The sequence below is a fragment of the Lacrimispora sp. genome, from assembly GCF_031982545.1.
Lineage (GTDB): Bacteria > Bacillota > Clostridia > Lachnospirales > Lachnospiraceae > Lacrimispora.
Map to the genome: position 1 here is coordinate 22,985 of NZ_DALYXB010000012.1, position 22,508 is coordinate 45,492.

At 38.4% G+C, this 22,508-nt stretch carries 20 protein-coding genes and 1 other annotated feature; of the genes, 16 read left to right on the forward strand and 4 right to left on the reverse strand.

From position 1 onward, the window contains the following. Positions 1-44: 44 nt before the first annotated feature. The 10 genes from ABS301_RS19285 (at position 45) to ABS301_RS19330 (ending at position 12,192) form a co-directional block, all read left to right on the forward strand. On the forward strand, positions 45-458 hold the full coding sequence (locus ABS301_RS19285) for a DUF3788 domain-containing protein (RefSeq protein ID WP_349673760.1): 414 nt from the start codon (positions 45-47) through the stop codon (positions 456-458). Positions 459-476: 18 nt separating this feature from the next. Next, the gene (locus ABS301_RS19290) at positions 477-848 is read left to right on the forward strand and encodes an MmcQ/YjbR family DNA-binding protein (RefSeq protein ID WP_349673761.1); all 372 of its coding nucleotides are present in this window, start codon (positions 477-479) and stop codon (positions 846-848) included. A gap of 22 nt (positions 849-870) precedes the next feature. Further along, positions 871-1,566, forward strand: a complete 696-nt coding sequence (locus ABS301_RS19295) for a DinB family protein (RefSeq protein WP_349673762.1) — start codon at positions 871-873, stop codon at positions 1,564-1,566. 403 nt (positions 1,567-1,969) lie between these two features. After that, positions 1,970-3,697, forward strand: coding sequence for an ABC transporter ATP-binding protein (locus ABS301_RS19300; protein ID WP_349673763.1), 1,728 nt, complete (start codon positions 1,970-1,972; stop codon positions 3,695-3,697). Next, complete coding sequence (locus tag ABS301_RS19305; protein ID WP_349673764.1) at positions 3,688-5,463, forward strand: ABC transporter ATP-binding protein; 1,776 nt, start codon at positions 3,688-3,690, stop codon at positions 5,461-5,463. Before ABS301_RS19300 ends, ABS301_RS19305 begins: the two co-directional genes overlap by 10 nt. A 64-nt stretch (positions 5,464-5,527) precedes the next feature. After that, positions 5,528-6,385, forward strand: coding sequence for a patatin-like phospholipase family protein (locus ABS301_RS19310; protein WP_349673765.1), 858 nt, complete (start codon positions 5,528-5,530; stop codon positions 6,383-6,385). Between the two features lie 131 nt (positions 6,386-6,516). Then, a complete protein-coding gene (gene pcrA, locus ABS301_RS19315; protein ID WP_349673854.1) occupies positions 6,517-8,805 on the forward strand; it encodes a DNA helicase PcrA in 2,289 nt (762 codons plus the stop codon). A 146-nt stretch (positions 8,806-8,951) separates the two neighbouring features. Then, on the forward strand, positions 8,952-9,245 hold the full coding sequence (locus tag ABS301_RS19320) for a DUF4366 domain-containing protein (protein WP_104435983.1): 294 nt from the start codon (positions 8,952-8,954) through the stop codon (positions 9,243-9,245). A gap of 109 nt (positions 9,246-9,354) precedes the next feature. Beyond that, positions 9,355-10,713 carry a 23S rRNA (uracil(1939)-C(5))-methyltransferase RlmD gene (gene rlmD, locus ABS301_RS19325; protein ID WP_349673766.1) on the forward strand — a complete coding sequence of 453 codons (1,359 nt, stop codon included), beginning with the start codon at positions 9,355-9,357 and terminating at the stop codon, positions 10,711-10,713. Positions 10,714-11,382: 669 nt separating this feature from the next. Then, positions 11,383-12,192: an Ig-like domain-containing protein gene (locus tag ABS301_RS19330; RefSeq protein ID WP_349673767.1), complete on the forward strand. Its 810-nt coding sequence runs from the start codon at positions 11,383-11,385 to the stop codon at positions 12,190-12,192. A gap of 478 nt (positions 12,193-12,670) precedes the next feature. Here the strand turns inward: ABS301_RS19330 and ABS301_RS19335 are convergent, their stop codons facing one another. From ABS301_RS19335 to ABS301_RS19345, 3 genes are all read right to left on the reverse strand, one after another. Further along, complete coding sequence (locus ABS301_RS19335; protein WP_502877986.1) at positions 12,671-14,044, reverse strand: glycine--tRNA ligase; 1,374 nt, start codon at positions 14,042-14,044, stop codon at positions 12,671-12,673. A gap of 65 nt (positions 14,045-14,109) precedes the next feature. Beyond that, positions 14,110-14,351: a binding site (T-box leader), on the reverse strand. Between the two features lie 94 nt (positions 14,352-14,445). Next, positions 14,446-14,688, reverse strand: coding sequence for a CsbD family protein (locus ABS301_RS19340; protein ID WP_349673768.1), 243 nt, complete (start codon positions 14,686-14,688; stop codon positions 14,446-14,448). Positions 14,689-14,711: 23 nt separating this feature from the next. Then, a complete protein-coding gene (locus ABS301_RS19345; RefSeq protein WP_349673769.1) occupies positions 14,712-14,960 on the reverse strand; it encodes a GlsB/YeaQ/YmgE family stress response membrane protein in 249 nt (82 codons plus the stop codon). A 619-nt stretch (positions 14,961-15,579) separates the two neighbouring features. Between ABS301_RS19345 and ABS301_RS19350 the strand changes: the two genes are divergently transcribed. From ABS301_RS19350 to ABS301_RS19375, 6 genes are all read left to right on the forward strand, one after another. Then, complete coding sequence (locus tag ABS301_RS19350; protein ID WP_349673770.1) at positions 15,580-16,575, forward strand: GNAT family N-acetyltransferase; 996 nt, start codon at positions 15,580-15,582, stop codon at positions 16,573-16,575. 3 nt (positions 16,576-16,578) lie between these two features. Then, positions 16,579-17,517: an aminoglycoside phosphotransferase family protein gene (locus tag ABS301_RS19355; RefSeq protein WP_349673771.1), complete on the forward strand. Its 939-nt coding sequence runs from the start codon at positions 16,579-16,581 to the stop codon at positions 17,515-17,517. A 105-nt stretch (positions 17,518-17,622) separates the two neighbouring features. Next, positions 17,623-18,522 carry a MerR family transcriptional regulator gene (locus ABS301_RS19360; protein WP_349673772.1) on the forward strand — a complete coding sequence of 300 codons (900 nt, stop codon included), beginning with the start codon at positions 17,623-17,625 and terminating at the stop codon, positions 18,520-18,522. Positions 18,523-18,865: 343 nt separating this feature from the next. Further along, positions 18,866-19,783 (forward strand): aldo/keto reductase, encoded by a 918-nt coding sequence (locus ABS301_RS19365; protein ID WP_349673773.1) that lies wholly within the window; start codon positions 18,866-18,868, stop codon positions 19,781-19,783. Between the two features lie 204 nt (positions 19,784-19,987). Continuing rightward, entirely contained in the window at positions 19,988-20,596 is a 609-nt protein-coding gene (locus ABS301_RS19370; RefSeq protein ID WP_349673774.1) for a hypothetical protein, read from the forward strand. Positions 20,597-20,621: 25 nt separating this feature from the next. Next, positions 20,622-21,272 carry a GNAT family N-acetyltransferase gene (locus ABS301_RS19375; RefSeq protein ID WP_349673775.1) on the forward strand — a complete coding sequence of 217 codons (651 nt, stop codon included), beginning with the start codon at positions 20,622-20,624 and terminating at the stop codon, positions 21,270-21,272. Positions 21,273-21,393: 121 nt separating this feature from the next. On the opposite strand, the gene ABS301_RS19380 is transcribed toward ABS301_RS19375, so the two are convergent. Beyond that, on the reverse strand, positions 21,394-22,422 hold the full coding sequence (locus ABS301_RS19380; protein ID WP_349673776.1) for a LacI family DNA-binding transcriptional regulator: 1,029 nt from the start codon (positions 22,420-22,422) through the stop codon (positions 21,394-21,396). Positions 22,423-22,508: the final 86 nt, after the last annotated feature.

The following is a 22,508-nucleotide window of genomic DNA, read 5'->3' on the forward strand; positions in this document are numbered from 1 at the left end:
ATCCTTTAAACAGGTGACAGAGCAATCAACGAAAGGAGTTACTCATGCTTGAAAAGATCCCGGACCGGGAAGAAATGATTAGTTTAATTGGAGAGGAGGCTTTTCTTGCATGGGAAGCTCTCTGCACGAAGATCGAAGAAACATATGACATGGACCGCCTTTGGAATAGCGGCGGTAAGGCATGGAAGTACGAATACAAATACCGCAGAGGGGGGAAGACCCTCTGCGCACTCTATGCAAGAGAAGGCTGCTGTGGTTTTATGGTGATTCTGGGCAAAGGAGAACGGGACAGGTTTGAACTGGAAAGACAAAACTTCTCACCCCGGATACTGGAATTGTATGATACTTCAACCACATACCATGATGGAAAATGGATCATGTTTCCTGCGGACGATCTGTCTTTGTTTGATGATTATATCAATCTTCTGCTGATAAAGAGACGTCCTAACAGAAAATAGAGGATTTTAGGAGGTACTATGAACTATCCGTGGATTGATAGCTTTTTAAAGGAAATGAATGGAGTTACCAGTGATTTTAAAGAGGAATGGAACTGGGACCGGTATATGATTGACGGTAAGATGTTTGCAGCTGTCTGCAGAAATGATCAGGGGAAGGAAAAGCTGATATCCATGAAGCTGGACCCTTTGGAAGGTGATTTTTTAAGGCAGCAGTACAAAGACATCGTACCGGGATATTATATGAATAAGGTTCATTGGAATTCAGTAATGGCAGACGGAGAAGTACCGGAAGATCTGTTAAAGGATATGCTGGAAAAGTCCTATTCTCTTATTTTTGCAAAGCTGCCTAAAAAAAGACAGAAAGAATTGTTGGACGAAAGAAACGTATAACAGATTCCTGTGGGGTGAGACTATGAAATATTTTGGTGAGGGATTAAGTGAAGAGCATAAGGCATTAAATAAGGTGATCCGGAAAAAGCAAAATACCAAAGAAGCCATTAATATTTTTCTGGACATTCATAAACAGCTGCATCCAACGAATATAAAAGATAGAGAAGAAAACGAAACCGACCGCCTGTTTGGAGATTTGGAACCACAGGAATATGCAATCATGCCTGGAAAAGATGATGAGACAATTGCCTGGGTAGTCTGGCATATTGCGAGAATTGAAGATTTGACCATGGGCATTCTGGCTGCAAGAGAAAACCAGCTTTTTGACGAGGACTGGAGCAGGAGAATTAATTCTCCCATAAAGGATACAGGAAATGCATTAACCGATGAGGAGATTATGGCTTTCAGCAAACAGGTGAACTGTAAGGAACTGCTAAATTACCGCAGTGCTGTGGGAGAAAGAACCAGGGAAATCGTAAGTCGGTTTACCTATGAAGATATGATTCGGGATGTGAATCAAGCAGACCTTATGAAAATTAAAGTGGAAGGCGGCGTAACCTCTCAAAAGGATTCTGAGTGGCTGCTGGAGTTCTGGGGAAGCAAGGATGTGGCTGGACTTCTGCTGATGCCGCCAACCCGCCATGTAATGCTTCATCTCAATGACTGCTGTAAATGGAAAGAGAGAATTCGTACCAGAACTAAGTTTTTTCTGGCATAATTGACTGCAATTTCCTATATTTCATAAAAGTTCAAAATTTGCTTGACAGAATAAAGAATTGGCAGTATTCTTATAATTGTATATTAAATACAACAAAATCTAAGAAAAGGAGGCAGGAACTATGATGCGTAATCGTGTAATCAACAGAATCAATCAAATAGTTAGTAATATATTGATGAATTCAGTCTGCCTCATGGAAAACTGTCTTTGCGTCTAAGGATGTGAGGACAAATGCAGCTTCTTGATCGAAGTTTCTTTTTATGAGTTTATCCGCAGTCTGAATGACTGCGGTTATTTTTTTGCTTATTTACCGAAAAAGACCGCATTACGCAGTTTTTTTCGGTTTTTTTACATATATGGGAGAAAAGTCATGAAGTTTTTCAAGAGAATAGGAGGAAATGGTATGAAAAATTTGTGGAAGTATGTAAGGAAATATAAGTTTCTTTACGTTCTTGCCCTTGCAGCGATGATAATCAGCATTTTGCTTGATGCATCAGCCCCCCAGATTACAAAACATATTATTGATGATGTAATTGTGGGTGGTGAAACAAAGATTCTTATGAGGCTGCTTTTAGGGCTTTTGGGAATTGGATTTGGCAGAGCGATATTTCAGTATACAAAGGAATTTATCTTTGACTTTGCGGCTGCAAGGATCGCCTGTGGTTTAAGAAAGGATTTGTTTGATCATATCCAGACATTGTCTGTGGGGTATTTTGACAGTCATAATACGGGAGAACTGATGGCCCGGATTAAGGATGATGCAGAGCGGATCTGGAATGCCTTTGGTTTTGTGGGAATGCTTGTTTTGGAATGCTCCATTCACACCATCATTGTTCTTGTCTGTATGATGCGGTTAAGCCCTGTTCTGACACTGATTCCTCTGGTCATCCTGCCGATTATTGCCTGGTATGCGTTAAAGATGGAAAAGGGGCTGGGTGAGGTTTACGACAAGATCAGCGAACAGACTGCGGAGCTCAATACGGTTGCCCAGGAGAATCTGGCGGGAGTCAGGACCGTTAAGGCATTTGCCAGAGAAGACTATGAAATCAGTAAATTTAAGAAGCACAACAAGCAGTACTATGACTTAAACATGAGTCAGGCAAAGCTGCTGATCCGGTTCCAGCCAAACATCTCATTCCTGTCTAAGTTCCTTATGATGTCAGTCATTGTCATTGGCGGCATTCTTGTAATTAAGGGAAAGATGTCAATTGGTGATTTGGGAGCATTTTCCGAATATGCAAACAATATCGTCTGGCCCATGGAAATGGTGGGTTGGTTAAGCAATGACCTTGCTGCAGCCTTTGCTTCCAATAAGAAGATTAAAAAGATCATGGAAGAGAAGCCGGTTATTGCAGATCCTGACAAACCGGTTCTTCCGGAAGTTGTGAAAGGGGAGCTTACCTTTCAGCATGTAGACTTTGAACTGGATGGAAAGGATATCTTAAATGATATCAATTTCACCCTGGAAAAAGGAAAAACATTGGGTATTATGGGTGTCACCGGTTCTGGAAAGACATCGATTGTCAATTTGATCGAGCGTTTCTATGATGTAACGGCGGGAGAGATTCTGCTTGATGGAATCAACATTAAAGATCTGCCCCTTCCCTTGCTGAGAGGTCAGATTTCAGTGGTTATGCAGGATGTATTTCTCTTTTCGGACAGCATTTCTGAGAATATCAAAACTGGAAATAAGGATGCTACGGAGTGGGAAAGTGTTCAGCAGGCGGCGATTTCCGCAGAGGCACACAGCTTCATTCAGAAGCTGTCAGAACAGTATGATACGGTAATCGGTGAAAGAGGCGTAGGCTTATCCGGAGGTCAGAAGCAGAGAATCAGTATAGCCAGAGCCATTGCAAAGGAAACCCCCATTTTGATTCTTGATGACTCCACCTCTGCTCTTGATATGGAAACCGAAAGGGAGATTGAATCTCATTTGTCAGAACTGAAAAACAGTTCTAAAATTGTCATTGCCCACAGGATTTCAGCTGTGCGCAGAGCCGATGAGATTCTGATTCTGGAAGACGGAAAGATTATCGAGCGTGGAACTCATGAGGAGCTTATGAAGAAACGGGGACAGTATTACAGAACCTATGAGGTTCAGTATGGAGAGGAGGCTGCACTATGTCAGTAAATTCCAGCAGAATCGATGAGGAACAGAAAGAGGTATTGAAAAAAGATACCATAATCCGTCTGTTTCGTTATCTGCTTGCTTATAAAAAGAAAATTGTGCTTGTTCTGTTTATCATGGGCGGCACCATTACCATTAGTATGCTGGCACCCCTTCTAATGGAGTATGCGGTAAATGTCTGCGTGGCACAAAAGGATATCAATGGACTTCTATATGTGGGAATTGGAGCAATTGGATTATTTCTGATGTTTTTAGTAGGGACCAAAGCTCGTATGCGTATCATGGCGGAAGTTTCAAACCGTGTGCTTTTAAACATCAGAGAGGAACTATACCAGCATATCCAGTCTCTGGGGTTTGGCTTCTTTGACAGCCGCCCCACAGGAAAGGTACTTGCAAGAATTATTGGTGATGTAAATTCACTAAAAGATGTATTATCGGATAGTGTCACCCAGCTGATTCCGGATTTCATTACGGTGATCTGTGTTCTCAGCATTATGCTGATTAAGAATTACCGTCTGGCGATGGCAGCTTTGCTGACAATTCCTATTCTGGCGGTCGGTATGTTTTTTATTCAGACCAATGTCCATAAAAGATGGCGGGTATACAGAAAGAAAACTTCTAATTTAAATGGCTATGTTCACGAAGATTTATCAGGAATCAGGATTATTCAAAGCTATGCCGCTGAGAACGAGACGAAAGAGGTGTTTCACGATCTGGTAGACCAGCATTACCGTTCCTTCATTGATGCGGTAGTCGTTGCAGATGCTTTCGGTCCTCTTGTTGAAATAACCTGGGGAATGGGTGGATTTTTGCTTTATTTTATCGGTATTAAAGTGGTTGGTGTGGAACAGATCGGAATTGGTACGTTTCTTGCATTTTCCACATACATCGCCATGTTCTGGAGTCCCATACGTAATCTTGCCAATTTCTATAATAAGCTGACCACTAATATCTCAGCTGCGGAGCGTATCTTTGATATCATAGATACGGAAGTTGAGATTAAGGATGAGGAGAATGCAGTAGAACTAAAGGAATTAAAGGGCGAGGTACGGTTTGAAGAGGTTTCCTTTGCCTATGGAGATGAGCCGGACCGTCTGATCCTGGATCACGTAAGTTTTTCAGTAAAACCAGGTGAGACTATTGCGCTGGTAGGGCCGACAGGCGCGGGGAAAACGACCATTGTAAACCTGATCAGCCGTTTCTATGAAGTGACTGGCGGAGAGATCTATATTGATGATCAGGAGATCAGAAGTGTAACATTAAAAAGTTTAAGAAGCCAGATGGGCATTATGACCCAGGACAATTTCCTCTTTTCCGGAACCATTCGGGATAACATTCGTTACGGCCGGTTAAATGCCACCGATGAAGAGATTGAAGAGGCTGCCAAAGCAGTTAACGCCCATGAGTTTATTATGAAGATGGAAAAGGGATATGATACAGAAATCAGTGAAAGGGGATCCGGCCTTTCCATAGGTCAGAGACAGCTATTGGCTTTTGCAAGAACCATGGTATCAAAGCCCGGCATTCTTATTCTTGATGAGGCGACTTCCAGCATTGATACCCATACGGAACTGCTGGTTCAAAAGGGAATTGAAGTGCTTTTAAAGGAACGAACTTCCTTTATTATCGCCCACAGATTATCCACTATTCGCAAGGCAGACCGGATCTTTGTCATCGATCAGGGTACGATTCGGGAAGCTGGAAATCATGACGAGTTAATGAAATTGGAAGGCGCCTATTATCAATTGTACCAAAGCCAGTTTGCCTGATGGCATCAAAAGGGATTGACCGGACCGGATAAATGAAATAAAATAGTAGGCGAGGTGATTTAAGATGACAGAAGGAGCTTTAGTTCTAGAAGGGGGATCCCTGCGGGGAGTATTTACTGCAGGAGTTTTAGATGTGTTCATGGAACAAGGGATTGAGATGTCCTATGTAAACGGTGTTTCGGCCGGTTCCATGTCAGGTATGAGTTATGTCAGCAAGCAGATAGGCAGAACCATAAAAGTGGATTTGGATTATGTCAATGACAAACGTTTTTTAAGTTTCCGGAATTTAGTAGAAAAACGTTCGATCTTTAACTTTGACTTCCTGTTTGGGGAATTAAGCAATACATTGGTTCCCTTTGATTATGACACATTCTATAAGTCTGAACAGACTTTTGAAGTGATTGCAACCCGCTGTAAGACGGGAAAGCCCGAATATTTTGAAAAAAGCAGATGTAATAATTTCATCGACGCGGTAAAAGCTTCCAGTAGCATTCCCATACTTTCCAGAATGATTACGGTGGAAGGAAAGAAGTATTTAGATGGCGGCTGCTCCATGCCGGTGGCTTATCAAAGAGCGATTGATCTGGGGTATGAAAAGATCGTGCTTGTTCTCACCAGAGAACCGGGTTATCGGAAACCGCCCCTTGATAAATGGACGAAAAAAGGGTATGAGCGTTACTTCGAGCCTCTTCCCAGATTTTTAAAGGCGCTGGAGGATGTTCCGGAAAGATATAACCGGATGCAGGAGGAGATTGACCGTCTGGAAAAAGAGGGAAGAATCTACGTAATTCGTCCGGATCATCATGTGACGGTACAAAGAACGGAGCAGGACAAAAGGAAACTTGAGGCGCTGTATCAGGAGGGAAGACGGCTGGCACTGGAACATATGGATTCCCTGAAAGCCTATTTGAAGCTGAGCTGAAGATATGGGGGAACAAGGTGCCTACGGCATCCCTCTATGCCCTGAAAAGCGGGCAGGAACAAGGTGCCTGCGGCATCCCTCTATGCCCTAAAAAACGGGCAGGAACAAGGAAAGGAAAAAGCGTACAATTTATGAGTATTTATGATACATTAAATTCTATGCAGAAAGAGGCGGTACTTCAAACGGAGGGACCGCTTCTTGTGCTGGCAGGAGCGGGCTCTGGTAAGACCAGAGTTCTTACGCACCGGATTGCCTATTTAATAGAAGAAAAGGGTGTGAATCCCTGGAACATACTTGCTATAACATTTACCAATAAAGCAGCAGGAGAAATGAGAGAACGTGTGGATCGTCTGGTAGGATTTGGAGCAGACAGTATCTGGGTTTCCACATTTCATTCTTCCTGTGTGCGTATCTTAAGAAGGCATATAGAAAGTCTTGGATATACTACTAATTTTACCATATACGATTCAGATGACCAGAAGACTCTGATGCGGCATGTTTTAAAAAAGCTGGATATAGATCCCAAGGTATATAAAGACCGTGCGATGCTGGGGCTGATTTCCACAGCCAAGAATGAGTTGATAAGTGCGGCGGAGTTTGAACTCAACGTTTCCGGCGATTTCCGGCAGAAGAAAGCAGCTTCTGTCTATAAAGAGTACCAAAGTGAGTTAAAGAAGAACAATGCACTGGACTTTGATGATCTGATTATGAAGACTGTGGAGTTGTTTCAGAATAACCCGGAAGTCTTAAACTACTATCAGGAGCGTTTCCGCTACATTATGGTGGACGAGTATCAGGATACCAATACGGCTCAGTTCCGTTTAATCAGCCTGCTTGCGGGAAAATATAAGAACCTTTGTGTTGTGGGTGACGATGATCAGTCCATCTATAAGTTCCGTGGTGCCAATATCGAGAACATATTAAACTTTGAAAAATCTTATTCTGGCGCAAAGGTAATTAAACTGGAACAGAATTATCGCTCCAGCCAGAATATTTTACAGGCTGCCAATGAAGTAATCCGCCATAACAGAGGCCGAAAGGATAAAACCTTATGGACTTCCAATGAAGAAGGTCCCATGGTTCAGTTTAAGCAGTTTGAAAATGCGACGGAAGAGGCGGATGCCATTGTCCGTGACATATTAAACAGTTCATCTGACTACCAGGACTGTGCGGTTTTATATCGTACCAATGCCCAGTCCCGTCTGATCGAGGAAAAATGTCTTCAGCATAACGTCCCATACCGTATGGTCGGCGGCGTTAATTTCTATCAGAGAAAAGAGATCAAAGACATTTTAGCTTATTTAAAAACAATCGCAAACGGAAGAGATGACTTATCTGTCTTAAGAGTAATCAATGTTCCCAAAAGGGGAATCGGGGCAACCAGTATCGGCAAGGTCCAGGCATTTGCTTCCGAACGTGGAATGGGTATCTACGATGCATTCTGCAGGGCAAAAGCTGTTCCGGGGCTTGGGAAAACAGCGGATAAAGTTCTTGGATTTACAGAGAAGATAGAAGATTTCAGGGACCGTTTGACGGAAGAAACCTACAGCATTCACGAGCTGATTGAAGATATTCTTGATGAAACCGGCTACCAGAAGGAACTGGAAGCAGAGGGGGAGATCGAATATCAGACCCGACTGGAGAATATAGAAGAGTTGATCAACAAAGCAGTCAGCTTTGAAGGCGAGCATGACCATCCGGAATTAAGCGAGTTTCTGGAAGAGGTTGCACTTGTTGCAGATATTGACCGGGTGGATGAATCGGAAAACCGTGTCACACTTATGACACTTCACAGCGCCAAGGGACTTGAGTTTCCAAGAGTCTATTTAAGCGGTATGGAAGATGGTTTATTCCCCAGTATGATGTCTATTTCTTCAGATAATAAAGAGGATGTGGAAGAAGAACGGAGACTTTGCTACGTTGGTATTACCAGAGCTCAGAAGTTTCTTATGATGACTGGCGCCAGACAGCGTATGGTAAATGGTGAAACCAGATATTCTAAGATCAGCCGGTTTGTGGAAGAAATTCCAGCCGAATTATTGGACTCCAGCAGACTGGAACAAAGACTTTCTTCCAGAGCCCAGTCCGATTTTGACGACAGCGGTCTTCCATGGGGAAATAGCGGGACAGCAGGACGGACGGCTGGTGTCAGCAGCTTTGGACCAGGCAGCAACGCATATGCCTCGAAGACATCAAAGCCTGTAACGACTCCTGGATTCGGAAAAGCATTTACAATTGAAAAACCGCTTTCTCTTGGTTATAAAGAGGGAGACCGGGTCAGCCACATCAAATTTGGAATCGGTGAGGTAAAGGAAATCAAGGATGGTGGAAGAGATTTCGAAGTAACGGTTCACTTTGACCAGGCAGGTGTGAAAAAAATGTTTGCTTCATTTGCAAAACTGAAGCTTGTGAGAGAATAATTTAAATTACATAAAATTTTAAAAAAAACCAAAAACCATAGTAAAAAAGGCAATATAATGGTATAATAACTGCTACAGGCAAAGAGAGAAATCTATGCCGTAAAGGATATGAATGAAAGCAGGGCTCTCAGAAAGGACGTGGAGACATGAACAGATTTGATGCAATGAGCAAAGAAGCTATGAGCAAACTGGAAGATCTTATGAACTCAAGCAGAGTGAATGAATTGCTTCATAAAAGAGAACAGGAAGAAAAGAAGAAAAACTGTATCCTCTGGATACTCGCGATCATAGGCGCAGTAGCGGCAGTAGCTGGAATTGCTTATACCGTATATCGTTTCTTTACTCCGGATTATCTGGAAGATTTTGAAGACGATTTTGATGATGATTTCGACGATGATTTCTTTGAGGATGAGAAGTCGGAAGCTAGTTCCGAAGAATAAAATCTGGCATTAAAAGGAGAGCGTGCCTCAGAAAGTGAGACACGCTCTTTTACATAACAGAATATATAATTTAACAGAAAATTTAAGCGAGTAAAAGGAGTCAGCATAAGTGAAAAAGGGTGAGATATACGAAGGTACAATCGGACGGTTTGATTTTCCTGATAAAGGTATGATAGAACTTCCGGAAGGAAGAATTGGTGTAAAGCACGCACTTCCCGGACAGAAATTGAAAGTGATGATTAATAAAAAAAGAGGAGGGAAATGCGAAGGCCGGATTCTTGAGGTTTTAGAGAAATCCCCTCTTGAATATGCAAAAGATCCCTGCCCTCATTTTGGAATCTGCGGGGGCTGCACCTATCAGACCATTCCTTACGAAGAACAGTTAAAGATTAAGGAACAGCAGGTGAAATCCCTGTTAGATGGAGTTGTGACAGGTGATTTTATATTTGAAGGAATTAAATCGAGCCCAACCGAAGATAAATATCGTAATAAGATGGAGTTTTCCTTTGGAGATGAATATAAGGATGGTCCTCTTTCCCTGGGAATGCATAAAAGAGGAAGCTTTTATGATGTGGTGACGACGACTGAATGTAAGATTGTGGATACGGATTTTTGTGATATTTTAAAGGCGGCTAAGGATTATTTTGAAGACTTAGGGGTTGGATTTTATAAGAAGATGCAGCATACCGGATATCTGCGTCATCTACTGGTGCGCAGAGCGGTGAAGACAGGAGAAATTCTGGTTGATCTTGTTACTACGACTCAGGAGGAGCTTGATTTAAAGCCTTTTGCTGATGCGCTGCTTAACTTGAAACTAAATGGAAAAATTGTTGGAATTCTTCATACATTGAATGACAGTCTGGCAGATGTGGTAAAGAGTGACCGGACGGATATTTTATATGGACAGGATTATTTTTATGAGGAATTACTGGGACTGAAGTTTAAGATTTCACCGTTTTCCTTCTTTCAGACTAATTCGCTGGGGGCAGAAGTACTGTATGAAACCACAAGAGGGTATGTAGGAGAGACAAAAGATAAGGTTGTTTTTGATTTATATAGCGGTACTGGAACCATTGCTCAGATTATTGCACCTGTTGCGAAAAAAGTGGTGGGTGTGGAAATTGTAGAAGAGGCAGTGGAAGCGGCAAGAGAAAATGCTGCGAAAAATGGCCTGGATAACTGCGAGTTTATCGCGGGGGATGTTTTAAAGGTGATTGATGAACTGGAAGATAAGCCGGATCTTATTATTCTGGATCCGCCAAGGGATGGGATTCATCCCAAGGCGTTGGGAAAGATAATTGACTTTGGGGTGGACAGGCTGGTTTATGTGTCTTGTAAGCCGACGAGTCTGGTGAGAGATTTGGAGGTGCTGCAGATGAGGGGGTATGAGGTGGTTAAGGTGTGTTGTGTGGACATGTTTCCTTCAACTGCAAATTGTGAAGTGTGTGTCGAATTAAGTCGAAAATAGATTGTGAATATTTAAGGCGTGAATAGTTATGTTCACGCCTTTATTTTTATCTGTCAGTGTATAATTGCGAATAAATGTTATGGAAAATAGATATAGAAATAGTATATATAATCCTGTGAAATGACAAAAACCATTATTTTCCAGATGAATATTATGATATAATGTGATTAGTGCTATTAACTACGACAGGAGGAAATAAGCTATTCAATTTTTCGTTTCACACTTATATACTAACACCAGAACGAAGGAGAGCTGCCAGTGAAAATTCTAAGAAAATAGGGTTTAAAGTTCATATTGTTTAACACAAAAAAAATAACATGAATTTCAAGACACAATTATAGTATTTTATTGAATTTTTCAACATTTTGAGTTATTATATAATTATGCCTGAAGACACCTTTTATTATAAAAAAGATGTACTTCTGAAAGTATTTTTTACAGTAAATAATAGTGAATAGGGGAGCTATATATTTTGTGTGAAATCAAAAGTAAATACATTAAAGCATAATGATTCGAAAAATTATTCAAGTACAATGATAATCGTACAGTACTCTAAGAAAAATAGTGATGGAAAAAAGTTGTATAATATTAGACTATTAAATGATAACAAAATGAAAATAGTCATTCAAGATATTATAAATTGAATTTACAGAAGGGCGGAAGATGTTTATGAATGAAGAAGAAAACATGAAAATGGAACAGCAAAATCAAGAGGAAGAAAATGTAGTACAAAAAGATTATTGTGCTCAATGTGGGACAGAACTTGCTCCAGATCAAATATTTTGTTCTAAATGCGGTCATAAAAAAGGAGAAAGTATTTCACCAAAAAAAAGCGAGAAGAAGGTAAATAGCAAGGTAATAATTATTGGTGTAATAGCGGCAGTTGCAATTATAGCTGTACTTTTCTTTGTGATTAGAGGTAAGCAGGCTAAAGAGGTTGTTCTTAACAAAGAAAATGTTACCATTAAAATTGGAGAAACAGAAAATCTTACATTTACAATAAATCCTGATGATACTAAAAACAAAGAAGTTACATGGACGTCTTCTAACGATACAATATCTAGTGTAAATAATGGAACTATTAAAGGAGTCAATGAAGGAACATGTACTATAACTGTAAAAACTGCAAATGGAAAAACAGATACATGCTCAATAACTGTTGAAGCAGCTGGACCAGATCTTGTTGAAATATATAATAAGTGTTGTGATTCTGAATGGGCTTCTGTTGCTTCAGATGGTTCGTATTTAAGTATTGATACTAACCCTAATGATAGTTCAAACAATAATTCAGAATCAGTGGCAATATCTGGAATTTTTGCAGTAAATGAAGCGCTGGGATTACCGGATTCAGTTATCAATAAAATGGGACAGACAAGATCGATAGATGGAATGCAGACTGCAAAAGGAGATGGAGTGGAAATCTCATGGACATATCATCCAGATAATGGTTTAGAGGTAATGTATTCCCTTACAGATTAAATGATACATGAAATCCCTTAGTTTACTAAGTGCGTACTTCTATACCAGTCTAAAGACTGGTAGTGCGTCCAGCAGAGTTTCCTTTCCCAACTGCCGAAGTTCTCTCCAATATTGAAAGGTTACGGAACTAAAGTTCTGACCAAGAAGGCTACACCCTCTAGTGGTGCTTTGCACCTATCTCCTGTGGACGACGGTCATCCGAATTACGGCAACAGGGAACGTGGAAACTGTATGCTTGCTATCACACATAAAATAAGGATTTTCGAGATTTGATATACTGCAAATTGCGGGCGATGACAACCATTTGACAACCAAATTTCTGTAGGTTTTCAAATGGAAGCCGCCTTTTCAAAGATATCAACGCTACGCGATGAATATAAAAGGAGCCCATGCAAGAGCTCCTTTAGGTCACGGACGTCTCAAGTTTCAGTGATACAACCACTAAATATAATTATTAAAATTAGTTTTTCAGGAACAGTTATTTTTCCAGTTGCATAATTAAATAACCAGGGAGATTTTCAATTGAAATTGTTTCTTGTTCCATGGTATCGCGATGACGAACAGTTACTAGATTATTGTCGATTGTATTATCATCTATTGTAATTGCAAAGGGGATTCCAATAGCATCTCCGCGTCTGTATCGTTTGCCTATGCTACCGGATTCATCATAACTTACCATCATCATCTTTTGTAATATATGATAGATTTCATTAGCTTGATTTGAATGTTTCTTTTTTATTAAAGGCAATATATTGGCTTTAATAGGAGCTAGTTTAGGCGCAATATTTAATACAATTCTTGTGTCGTTTTCAGCAATTTCTTCTTCGTGTAAGTTTTCGAATAATAAAGCCAAAAATATACGATCCAGCCCATAGGTTGATTCAATAATATATGGAATGTATTTTTCGCCTGTTATCTCATCATAATTGTCCATTGGTTTTCCAGAATATTGCTGATGCCTTGTTAAATCAAAATCAGTTCGATTATGCGTCCCATTAATTTCGCCCCATCCGAATGGAAATAAGTATTCAATGTCGCAAGCTTCTTTAGCATAATGAGCAAGCTTTTCATGGTTATGAAATCTTAGATTTTCTCGGGAGAGACCTAAATATTCAAAGAAACGAATACCATAATTTTTATAAAACTCATAAGTTTCGCTATCTGTTCCATGCTTACAAAAAGTCTGGAATTCCATTTGCTCAAACTCAATTGTTCGGAAAGTAAAATTACCAGGAGTTATTTCATTACGAAATGCTTTACCAATCTGTCCGATGGAAAAAGGTAATTTTGCACGCATTGTTCTAAGGACATTTAAATAATTGACATATTCACCTTGGGCATTTTCTGGTCTTAAATAAATTGTATTTGAACTGTCTTGTGTAACTCCCCTCTGAGTTGCAAACATTAAATTGAATTGTCTAATGTCTGTAAAATCGGATTTTCCGCACTTTGGGCAAGGAACTTTGTGTTCGCGAATATAAATCATCATTTCTTCTTGTGACATGGAATCAGCATTCATAGTGGAGTTATACTCATTTATTAAGTTATCTGCTCTATGCCTCGTATTACATCCTTTGCAATCCAATAATGGATCTGTAAATCCAGCCAAGTGACCACTAGCCTCCCAGACTGTCGGATTCATTAAAATATCTGAATCAAGTTCATAACTATTTTCTCTCGATTGAATAAAATAATATCTCCAGGCATCTTTAATATTATTTTTTAACCGTGTACCAAGCGGACCATAATCCCATGTGTTAGCCAATCCACCATATAGTTCACTACCTTGAAATATAAAACCATACTGATTGCAATATCTTACTATTTCATCCATTTCAAACTTTCTTTTCATTGAAAATAACCTCCTTTATTTTTTATTAAAAATGCAATAAAAAAGCCCCAAACATATAAAAATATGCTTAGGGCGATTATCTCCGCGGTTCCACCTAAATTCAGATATAGTATCTGCACTTTATCGATACGGATTAACTGGTAATCTTATATCGAATTCTTTTTAACGGTAGAATAATCCGGCGGTAGCTACTAAATTCACTCCGCTGCTCCAAGACGCCTTCCATGCTATTATCATAGGAATTCACACCTGCCATTCCCTCTCTGAAATCAAAATCACATGTACTATTTCTTTTCATTGCATTTAAATATTTGTTTTATCCTAACACCAAACAAATAAATTATCAAGGTTTTTTTGCAAAATTATAACTGAATACTTGTAGAGTGTTGATCAACAAGTACTTATTTATTTTTTCTCCTCACTGAATCAATTAAATCATTTGCCTTATCAGCAATTGATTCTTTGATATTCTCACTGATTTGTACGGATTTCCCCATAGTCTCTTCAACCTTCCCTCTGGTTTCGCCTGCAAGATTTTGCAATTTACCACTCAGTTCCATCTGCTCAGAATCCATAGCTTTTCCAATATTTTCTTTGATAGTTCCTACAACTTTATCCGTTTTACTTTTAATTGAATCATTCATAAATTACGCCTCCACTCTTTATTTTATTTGTTGATTTTATTAAATATCCACAAAACAATTAATGAGCCTATAAAGGCAACCAAAAGACTCCAAAGATTAAAGCCGGAAATGCCCGTCCCGCCTAGTAAACTCATAATGAATCCTCCGATAAGGCCACCAATAATGCCCACTACAATATTTCCGATTGCACCCATCTTTTTATCGTTCCCAGTAACCATGCTTGCGAGCCAACCAGCAATAGCACCAATGATAATCCAACCAATAATTCCCATAATAATCTCCTAACATAATTTATTTTCTAAATATAAAACAAACAACCTATTTAAAGGCTGCCTGGATTTCTTATATGAACAAATATATTAAAAAAACCGGTAAGCGGATTGGAGCCACCCCATTAAGACCGCAGAGCAATTTTATGAGTTACTGCCATAGTAATGCCTCCTTTTTTTATTATTGTTCTATAAAAAAAGGAAATTATGCATTATAATTTTTTTTTGGCAATATATTGAAAATTATTAAGAGTTACGATTTTCGTTCATATTTATTTAATATCGTTCCCTGTGAAATAAGTATGTTGCATTCTTCATAAATAGCTATGTAAATAAGCCTGTAAAATGAAATGGATATATGGAAGAATCTACTGAATTGTTTTAAGAATCGTGATATAATTATTTTATGAGTACACAAAATGTGATACGATTTGCAGTATTTACAGATTTACATTATGATCACATAAATGAAGTGTGCCTAAAATGTCAATTTTAGGCACACTTCATTTTACAGTATACTATATTTTTAAATACAAGTCTATACATTTTTTGAAATTATAGTAAAATTATTATGCTGGCAAACGATGATATGCATATTAAATTAAGGATTGGAGGGAATCAAATGAGTGATAAAAATGAAAAAGCGGAATTATGGGATATATATACAAAAGAACGATTAAAGACTGGAAAATTGCAGAAAAGAGGTGAAAAACTGTCTGACGATGAATACCATCTTGTGGTTCATGTATGTATTATTAATAATAAAAATCAGTTGTTAATTCAACAGCGACAGCTATTTAAAAGTGGATGGCCAAATATGTGGGATTTATCGGTAGGAGGTTCTGCAATTGCTGGAGAGAGCAGTAGTCAAGCAGCTGAGAGAGAGTTAGCAGAAGAATTGGGATTGAAAATGGATCTGTCAGATGTGCTTCCACAGTTCACGACAACATTTCAAAATGGGTTTGATGATTATTATATAGTAAAAAATGATGTTAATCTTTCGCATATTAAATTACAGAAGGAAGAGGTACATGCTGTTAGATGGGCTGATAAAGAGGAAGTACTAAAAATGCAGCAAGAAGGAACTTTTATACCATATTGGTTCTTAGATAAACTTTTTGAATTGGATAGTTGGTACCATACTTTTCGTAATGAAGATTCAGCAATTAAGATTACATATGCGAACGATGAAAATCTTTCATCATGGATGAGTATGGTTGAAACTGTAAAATGGAATTTCCCTGGATTAGAAACAGAGGAAAAAGTGATTGAATATAAGAATACTGTAAAGAAAAATATAGATAGGGGAACAGCCATATGTGCGTTGTTTGGGAATATGGTTGTAGGTATTCTTCTATTTTCAATAAAGCATAACATGCTTTGTTGTATGGCGGTACATCCAGAGTTTCGAAGAAAACATATTGCTTCGAAGATGGTTAAGGTTATGCTTGACAGAATGGACAAAAACAGACCGATTGTTGTGGAAACATTTCGAGAAGAAGATGAAAAGGGAACTGCTCCACGAGCTTTTTATAAGAAAGCAGGGTTTGAGGAGGGAGAATTATGCTTTTTCGAAAATGAATATCCAGAACAAAGATTTTATTTAAGGAGGTGGTAGATTATGAATACTAATTTATATATGGATATTCCGGATTACAAATCATGGAAAGAAATTGTGTTAATTGAAAAGGGATATTCGACGGATAAAAAGTATCTTGTAACAACGGATTTAGGAAAGCATTTATTATTACGAATCTCAAATGTAAGTGAATTTGATATAAAGAAAAAAGAGTACGACATAATTCGTAAATTTACAACATCGGGATTCACAATGTCGGAACCACTTTCCTTTGGAATCTGTAATAATGGAAATAGTGTTTACATGGTTTTATCTTGGGTGGAAGGAAGAGATTTAGAGGACGAGTTGGGAAAATTGTCAGAGCAACAGCAATATCTTTTGGGAAGACAGGCGGGGAAAATTCTTAAAGAAATTCATAGCATACATGTTGATAAAGAAGATTTACCTAAAAAAACAAAAGTAGAAAAGAAATTATTACAGCTTGAGAAATATGAGAATTCCAAGGTAAGAGTTCCAAATGATGAAGATGCAATACGGTTTGTGAAACAAAATATTAATAAAATGTGGAGAAAACCACCCGTATATTTACATGGAGATTATCATCCGGGAAATCTGATTTATGTTCAAAATGAAAATATAGGAGTTATTGATTTTAATCGTTGGGAAGTCGGAGATCCGTATGAAGAGTTTTATAAGTTAGAAAGCTTTGGGATAGAAGAGAGTATTCCATATTGCGTTGGCCAGATTGATGAGTATTTTCATGATACGATTCCAATTGACTTTTGGGAAACTCTTGCTGTTTATGTTGCACATGCATCGCTGTATTCTGTCAAGTGGGCCGAAAAATATGGTAGTGCGGAAATAGAGGGTATGAAGAAACGGTGTGAAATTGCTTTTGAAAATTATAATAATTTTAAGGAGGTTGTACCAGTCTGGTACGATCAAACGTTACGATTAAAGTATGCAGAAAACATAAAATAGCCAGTACTTAAGTTTTTTAAGATGATAGGTTAACTTTTTATATATTTCTATTGACTTTATAGTTTGTATAGGGTTTACAATCACCTCATAAAAGGAGGTATATCTATGAATATTAAAGAAGCGGAGAAAAGGACAGGAGTATCGGCACAAAATATCAGATTTTATGAAAAAGCAGAGTTGTTTTCAACAAAACGTAATCCTGATAATGGATATCGAGAATATTCAGAGAATGACGTCAGAATACTAAAAGTAATTAAGATGCTCCGCATGCTTGATATGCCATTAGAACAAATTAAACTAGTTTTGCGTGAGAAGGAGAACTTGTCCAATTCCTTAGACAAACAACAGCATATATTAGAAAAAAGAATAAGTGATGATAAAAATGCGATTGAGTTTTGCAAGGCATTAAAGAAAAAGCAGATTACTATAGATGAATTAAATGTAGAAGAATATCTACAAAGTATGGTAAAAGAGCATTTTTTCACTTCATGGATTAAGGATTACATGGAAGTTATTGATTATGAACATGAGAGAGTCATTACTTTTACTCCAGATGATGCGATAATAAATAGCTATGATTTTGAAAATGTACTTTACAAATATGCAATGGAGCGAGATATGGAGATTGAAATCACAAAGAAGGGGATGTATCCAGAATTCACGCTCGATGGGATAGAGTATAGTGCTGAAAGAAATTACGCAAGAGGAGGAGGGCTTCCGGTAGCAATCGTTAGATGTACAAGAAAAGATTTGGCAGAAACGAAAGAAGAATACAAACATGGTAGAAAAAAATGGTTACGGATTCTTCATATTTACTTGCCGGGAATTCTTGTTGCGTTATTTATTATCGTTATAAATGGAAAAAATAGTGTAAGACAGTTATTTTCTTCAATAGAAGGCTTGATTTTACTGGGAGTAATTATCATTGTGTGTTTAGCCGATGCTTTTCGTAACTATTATTTTTATTGGAATCGTGACAATAAATATGAGGATAAAGAAAAATAGGCGATGAAGACATATCGATTTGACAAATAAGTATTATGCCAGCCGGGAAGAAAATCCGCCACTGGGAAGCGGATTTCTTACCTGGTTTTTTCGTTGCATGAAAGGTGAAAAACCAATATTTATCACTTAATCCACTAATGCGGCATTCATGAAGCAGATCCAGCCAATCCTGATCGGTACGTTGTGGTTGTGTACCTTGGAATATTATTAACAGTCATTCACAATTTATAATTATAAAGTATTGACTTAATGTTAGCTTAAAGGTTTATAATAAATTATATTTGACATGGGTAAATAAGGATACTAGTGAATTTAGACAGGATTAATGAGGAGGTAAACTATCATGAGATATATAAAATTGGGTAAATCTGATTTACAGGTGCCAACTATTGCAGTTGGCTGTATGCGTATTAATGAGCTGAGTACAACCGATGCAGAACGTCTTGTTCAGACTGCTCTGGAGGGCGGAGTGAATTTCTTCGATCACGCAGATATTTATGGCAGCGGAACATGTGAAGAAATATTTGCAGATGCCATACACATGAACAGTACTGTCAGAGAAAAGATAATCCTGCAATCCAAATGTGGCATACGAAAAGGGATGTTTGATTTTTCAAAGGAACATATCTTAGAGGCGGTAGACGGCAGTCTGAAACGGCTGAAAACCGATTATCTGGATGTACTTCTTTTGCATCGCCCCGATGCTTTGGTTGAGCCAGAGGAGGTTGCTGAGGCATTTGATAATCTTTACAGCAGTGGAAAAGTACGTAATTTTGGCGTATCAAATCAGAATCCTATGCAGATACAGCTGCTTGAAAAATTTTTAAACCAACCGATTATAGCAAACCAATTACAGCTTAGTATCACCAATGCCACTATGATATCCGCAGGGCTACATGTCAACATGGCAGATGACACCGCTATTAGCCGTGATGGAAGTGTACTTGATTTTTGCCGTTTCCATGATATTACGGTACAGCCATGGTCTCCATTTCAATATGGATTTTTTGAAGGAGTTTTTCTAAATAATGATAAATTCACAAAACTGAATGCAGCGATTGATAAAATAGCAGCAAATTATGAAGTGTCAAATACCACAATTGCATTAGCATGGATACTTCGGCATCCGGCACATATGCAGCCTGTGACAGGAACGATGAATGCTGACAGGCTAAAAGATTGTATGAAGGCAGCGGATATTTATCTTACCCGTGAGGAATGGTATGAAATCTATTGTGCAGCCGGTAATGTTTTACCATAGTCCTGCGGAAGGTCCTATGCGGGAAACATCTGTTTCTGTTTATTATATTGCAGACACGAAAATTGAATATACGAAATAGTTTTATTAACTAATTGGGTAAGGGGAAGCCTTGAGGGTTTAGTCTCTCAAGGCTCTTTATTATCCTCTTTCCAAAAGAATTTAGAAGAGTACCTTCTAAATTAAGATAAGGAATATAGATAACAAATGGATCAAAAAAGTGATTTTCTGAGAAAACCGATACAAAAAGAGAAAGTATATTCTATACCGGGAATCTTCTTGGTATGCTTTGCGACCATACATAGCATATCACTTATTTTAGCAGCAGTCAGTACGCTTGCTGCAATACTGGCTACTCTGACCCTGCTTACATCTATTATAATTGTTCCCGTTCTGCTTATAATGATTATCGTGCAGGTGATTATAAACCGGTTGCGAAAACCATATTTAATAAACGGTCTGGGATCTGTTTTCTTATCATTCCTGCTCGTCGCGGGCAGCTGGCTGATAGATCCATACATATCACCTTCGCTGGCAAGTTATAAAACAGATTTGCAGATTGGCAGGTATCAAAAAGTAGTTGATAAAATCCACAGAGGAGATAATAAGGACGATATTGCTTATTCTGCAGGCGGAAAAAAAGGACATGAGGATGTGGCTTTTCTTCAATATGCAATCCGTTTCGGTGCATCTGAATTTATCGTTTATTCAGAGAACGAAAATATTGAAACCAATTTATTGCTGGAATATGATTATGATAAAAGAACCGATGTAAAAATCAAAGAAAACTGGTATCGAATAAGGATTGAAGATTAAAAAATAGTTTTTGGAGGAGGATAAAATGAACAACATAGAGAACTATACCATTAGAAATGAACAGGCAAAGGATTATTGGAATGTAGAGGATTTAACCAGAAAGGCCTTTTGGAATTTAAATGTTCCGGGCTGCAGTGAACATTATATGGTACATGTCATGAGAAATCATCCAGATTTCATACCTGAACTGGATCTTGTCCTTGAAAAAGACAATCGCATTATCGGAAATATCATGTATACCAAGGCAAAGCTGATAGATGAAGAAAACCGTGAAAAGCAGATACTGACCTTCGGCCCCTTAAGTATTCATCCTGAGTTCCAAAGAAATGGATATGGAAAAGTCCTGCTTGAATACTCATTTGCAAAGGCAAAAGAAATGTCCTACGATGTGATCGTAATTTTTGGAAATCCGGATAACTACGTATCCCGTGGATTTAAAAGCTGTAAAAAATTTGATATTTGCGTTAGAGAAGGTATTTATCCGGCAGCCATGATGGTAAAGGAGTTAACGGAGGGGTGTCTGGACAAGAGAAAGTGGCGCTATGTCGAAAGCGAAGCCTATGAGGTAGATAAAATAGCGGCGGAGCAGTTTGATACGAATTTTGAAAAAATGGAAAAGAAATTCCAACCATGTCAGGAGGAGTTTTATATTCACAGTCATTCAAGAATTATTTAATGACATGGAATTATAATGAACATAATGGAAGTATAAAAACAAATGCATCTTGAGAAAGCTTTTAAAAGCCCATTCAAGATGCATTTGTTTTATACTGAGATATATTTCAGCTAAAGAGGAATTATGGCACCTGTTTTTGATTTCTCGTTGATGATCGAACAATCAGATTAGGAAGAGTTACAAAGGATTGAACTTGAAGCCCCGGATTCTTAATCTTCCTCAATAAGATAGAGGCCGCCTGTTTCCCCATTTCATGGACATCTATATCAATCACAGTCAGAGGAGGATCAATGAGCTGTGAGAGAGGATAATCGTCAAATGTAATAAGTCCCATATCCTTTGGTATGGATAATTGATGTTTTTCTATTGCCCCAACGGCCCCCATTGCAATCTGATTATTTTCGCAGATAACGGCATCGGGGAGAGTGGGCTGACTTAGGAGTTCTTCCATCATTAAAAATCCACTTTCTTTTGTATAGGTACCGTATTTTATAAAATCATCTTGTATGGTCAGTCCATTAATATTCATATACGATACAAAACCTTGCAGGCGGTGCCTGGATATTTCATCGCTTTTAGGTCCTCCGATAAAAGCGATCTGAGAATAACCGCATTTCTCCAAATATTCCATTGCCATTTGTCCAGAAACACGATTGTTGGTATCGATCCAGGAAGAGGGACTGGCAAATGGGGGCCTCCCGATAATAATGTGTGGAAAGTTGTTTTTAGATAAAAAGTCAACCAATGCCCTTGAAGTGGCAGAACCATGGACCAAAATACCATCAGCCGTGTTACAACCAACGATTTTATTTGCTGAATCAAAAGCATCTTGTTTGTCAGATACGCCCAGGAAAGACAGATTATAGTTTTTGTGTCGGATTACATTTTGCGCACCGCATAGAATTTCAAACATGTGAGGATTATGAAAGGCAGTATGTATTTCCGTAACAGCAAGAAAGATAATGTTGCCAGTACGTTTGCATTTGAAATTACTGGCTTGTGCATTGGGATGATAATTGAGACGTTTCATTACTTCCATGACACGCTGAGTCGTACTCTCTGAAATATAAGGCTTGTTGTTCAGTATTTTAGATACTGTAGCCGTGGATACTCCGGCTTCCCTGGCAACATCTTTTATTGTTACAGCCATTGGACACCCCCTTCTTAAACTCCATTAGAATAGTATATCGTTTACCTAAAAAAATCAAGCAATATGTATAAAAAAACTTTGTTATT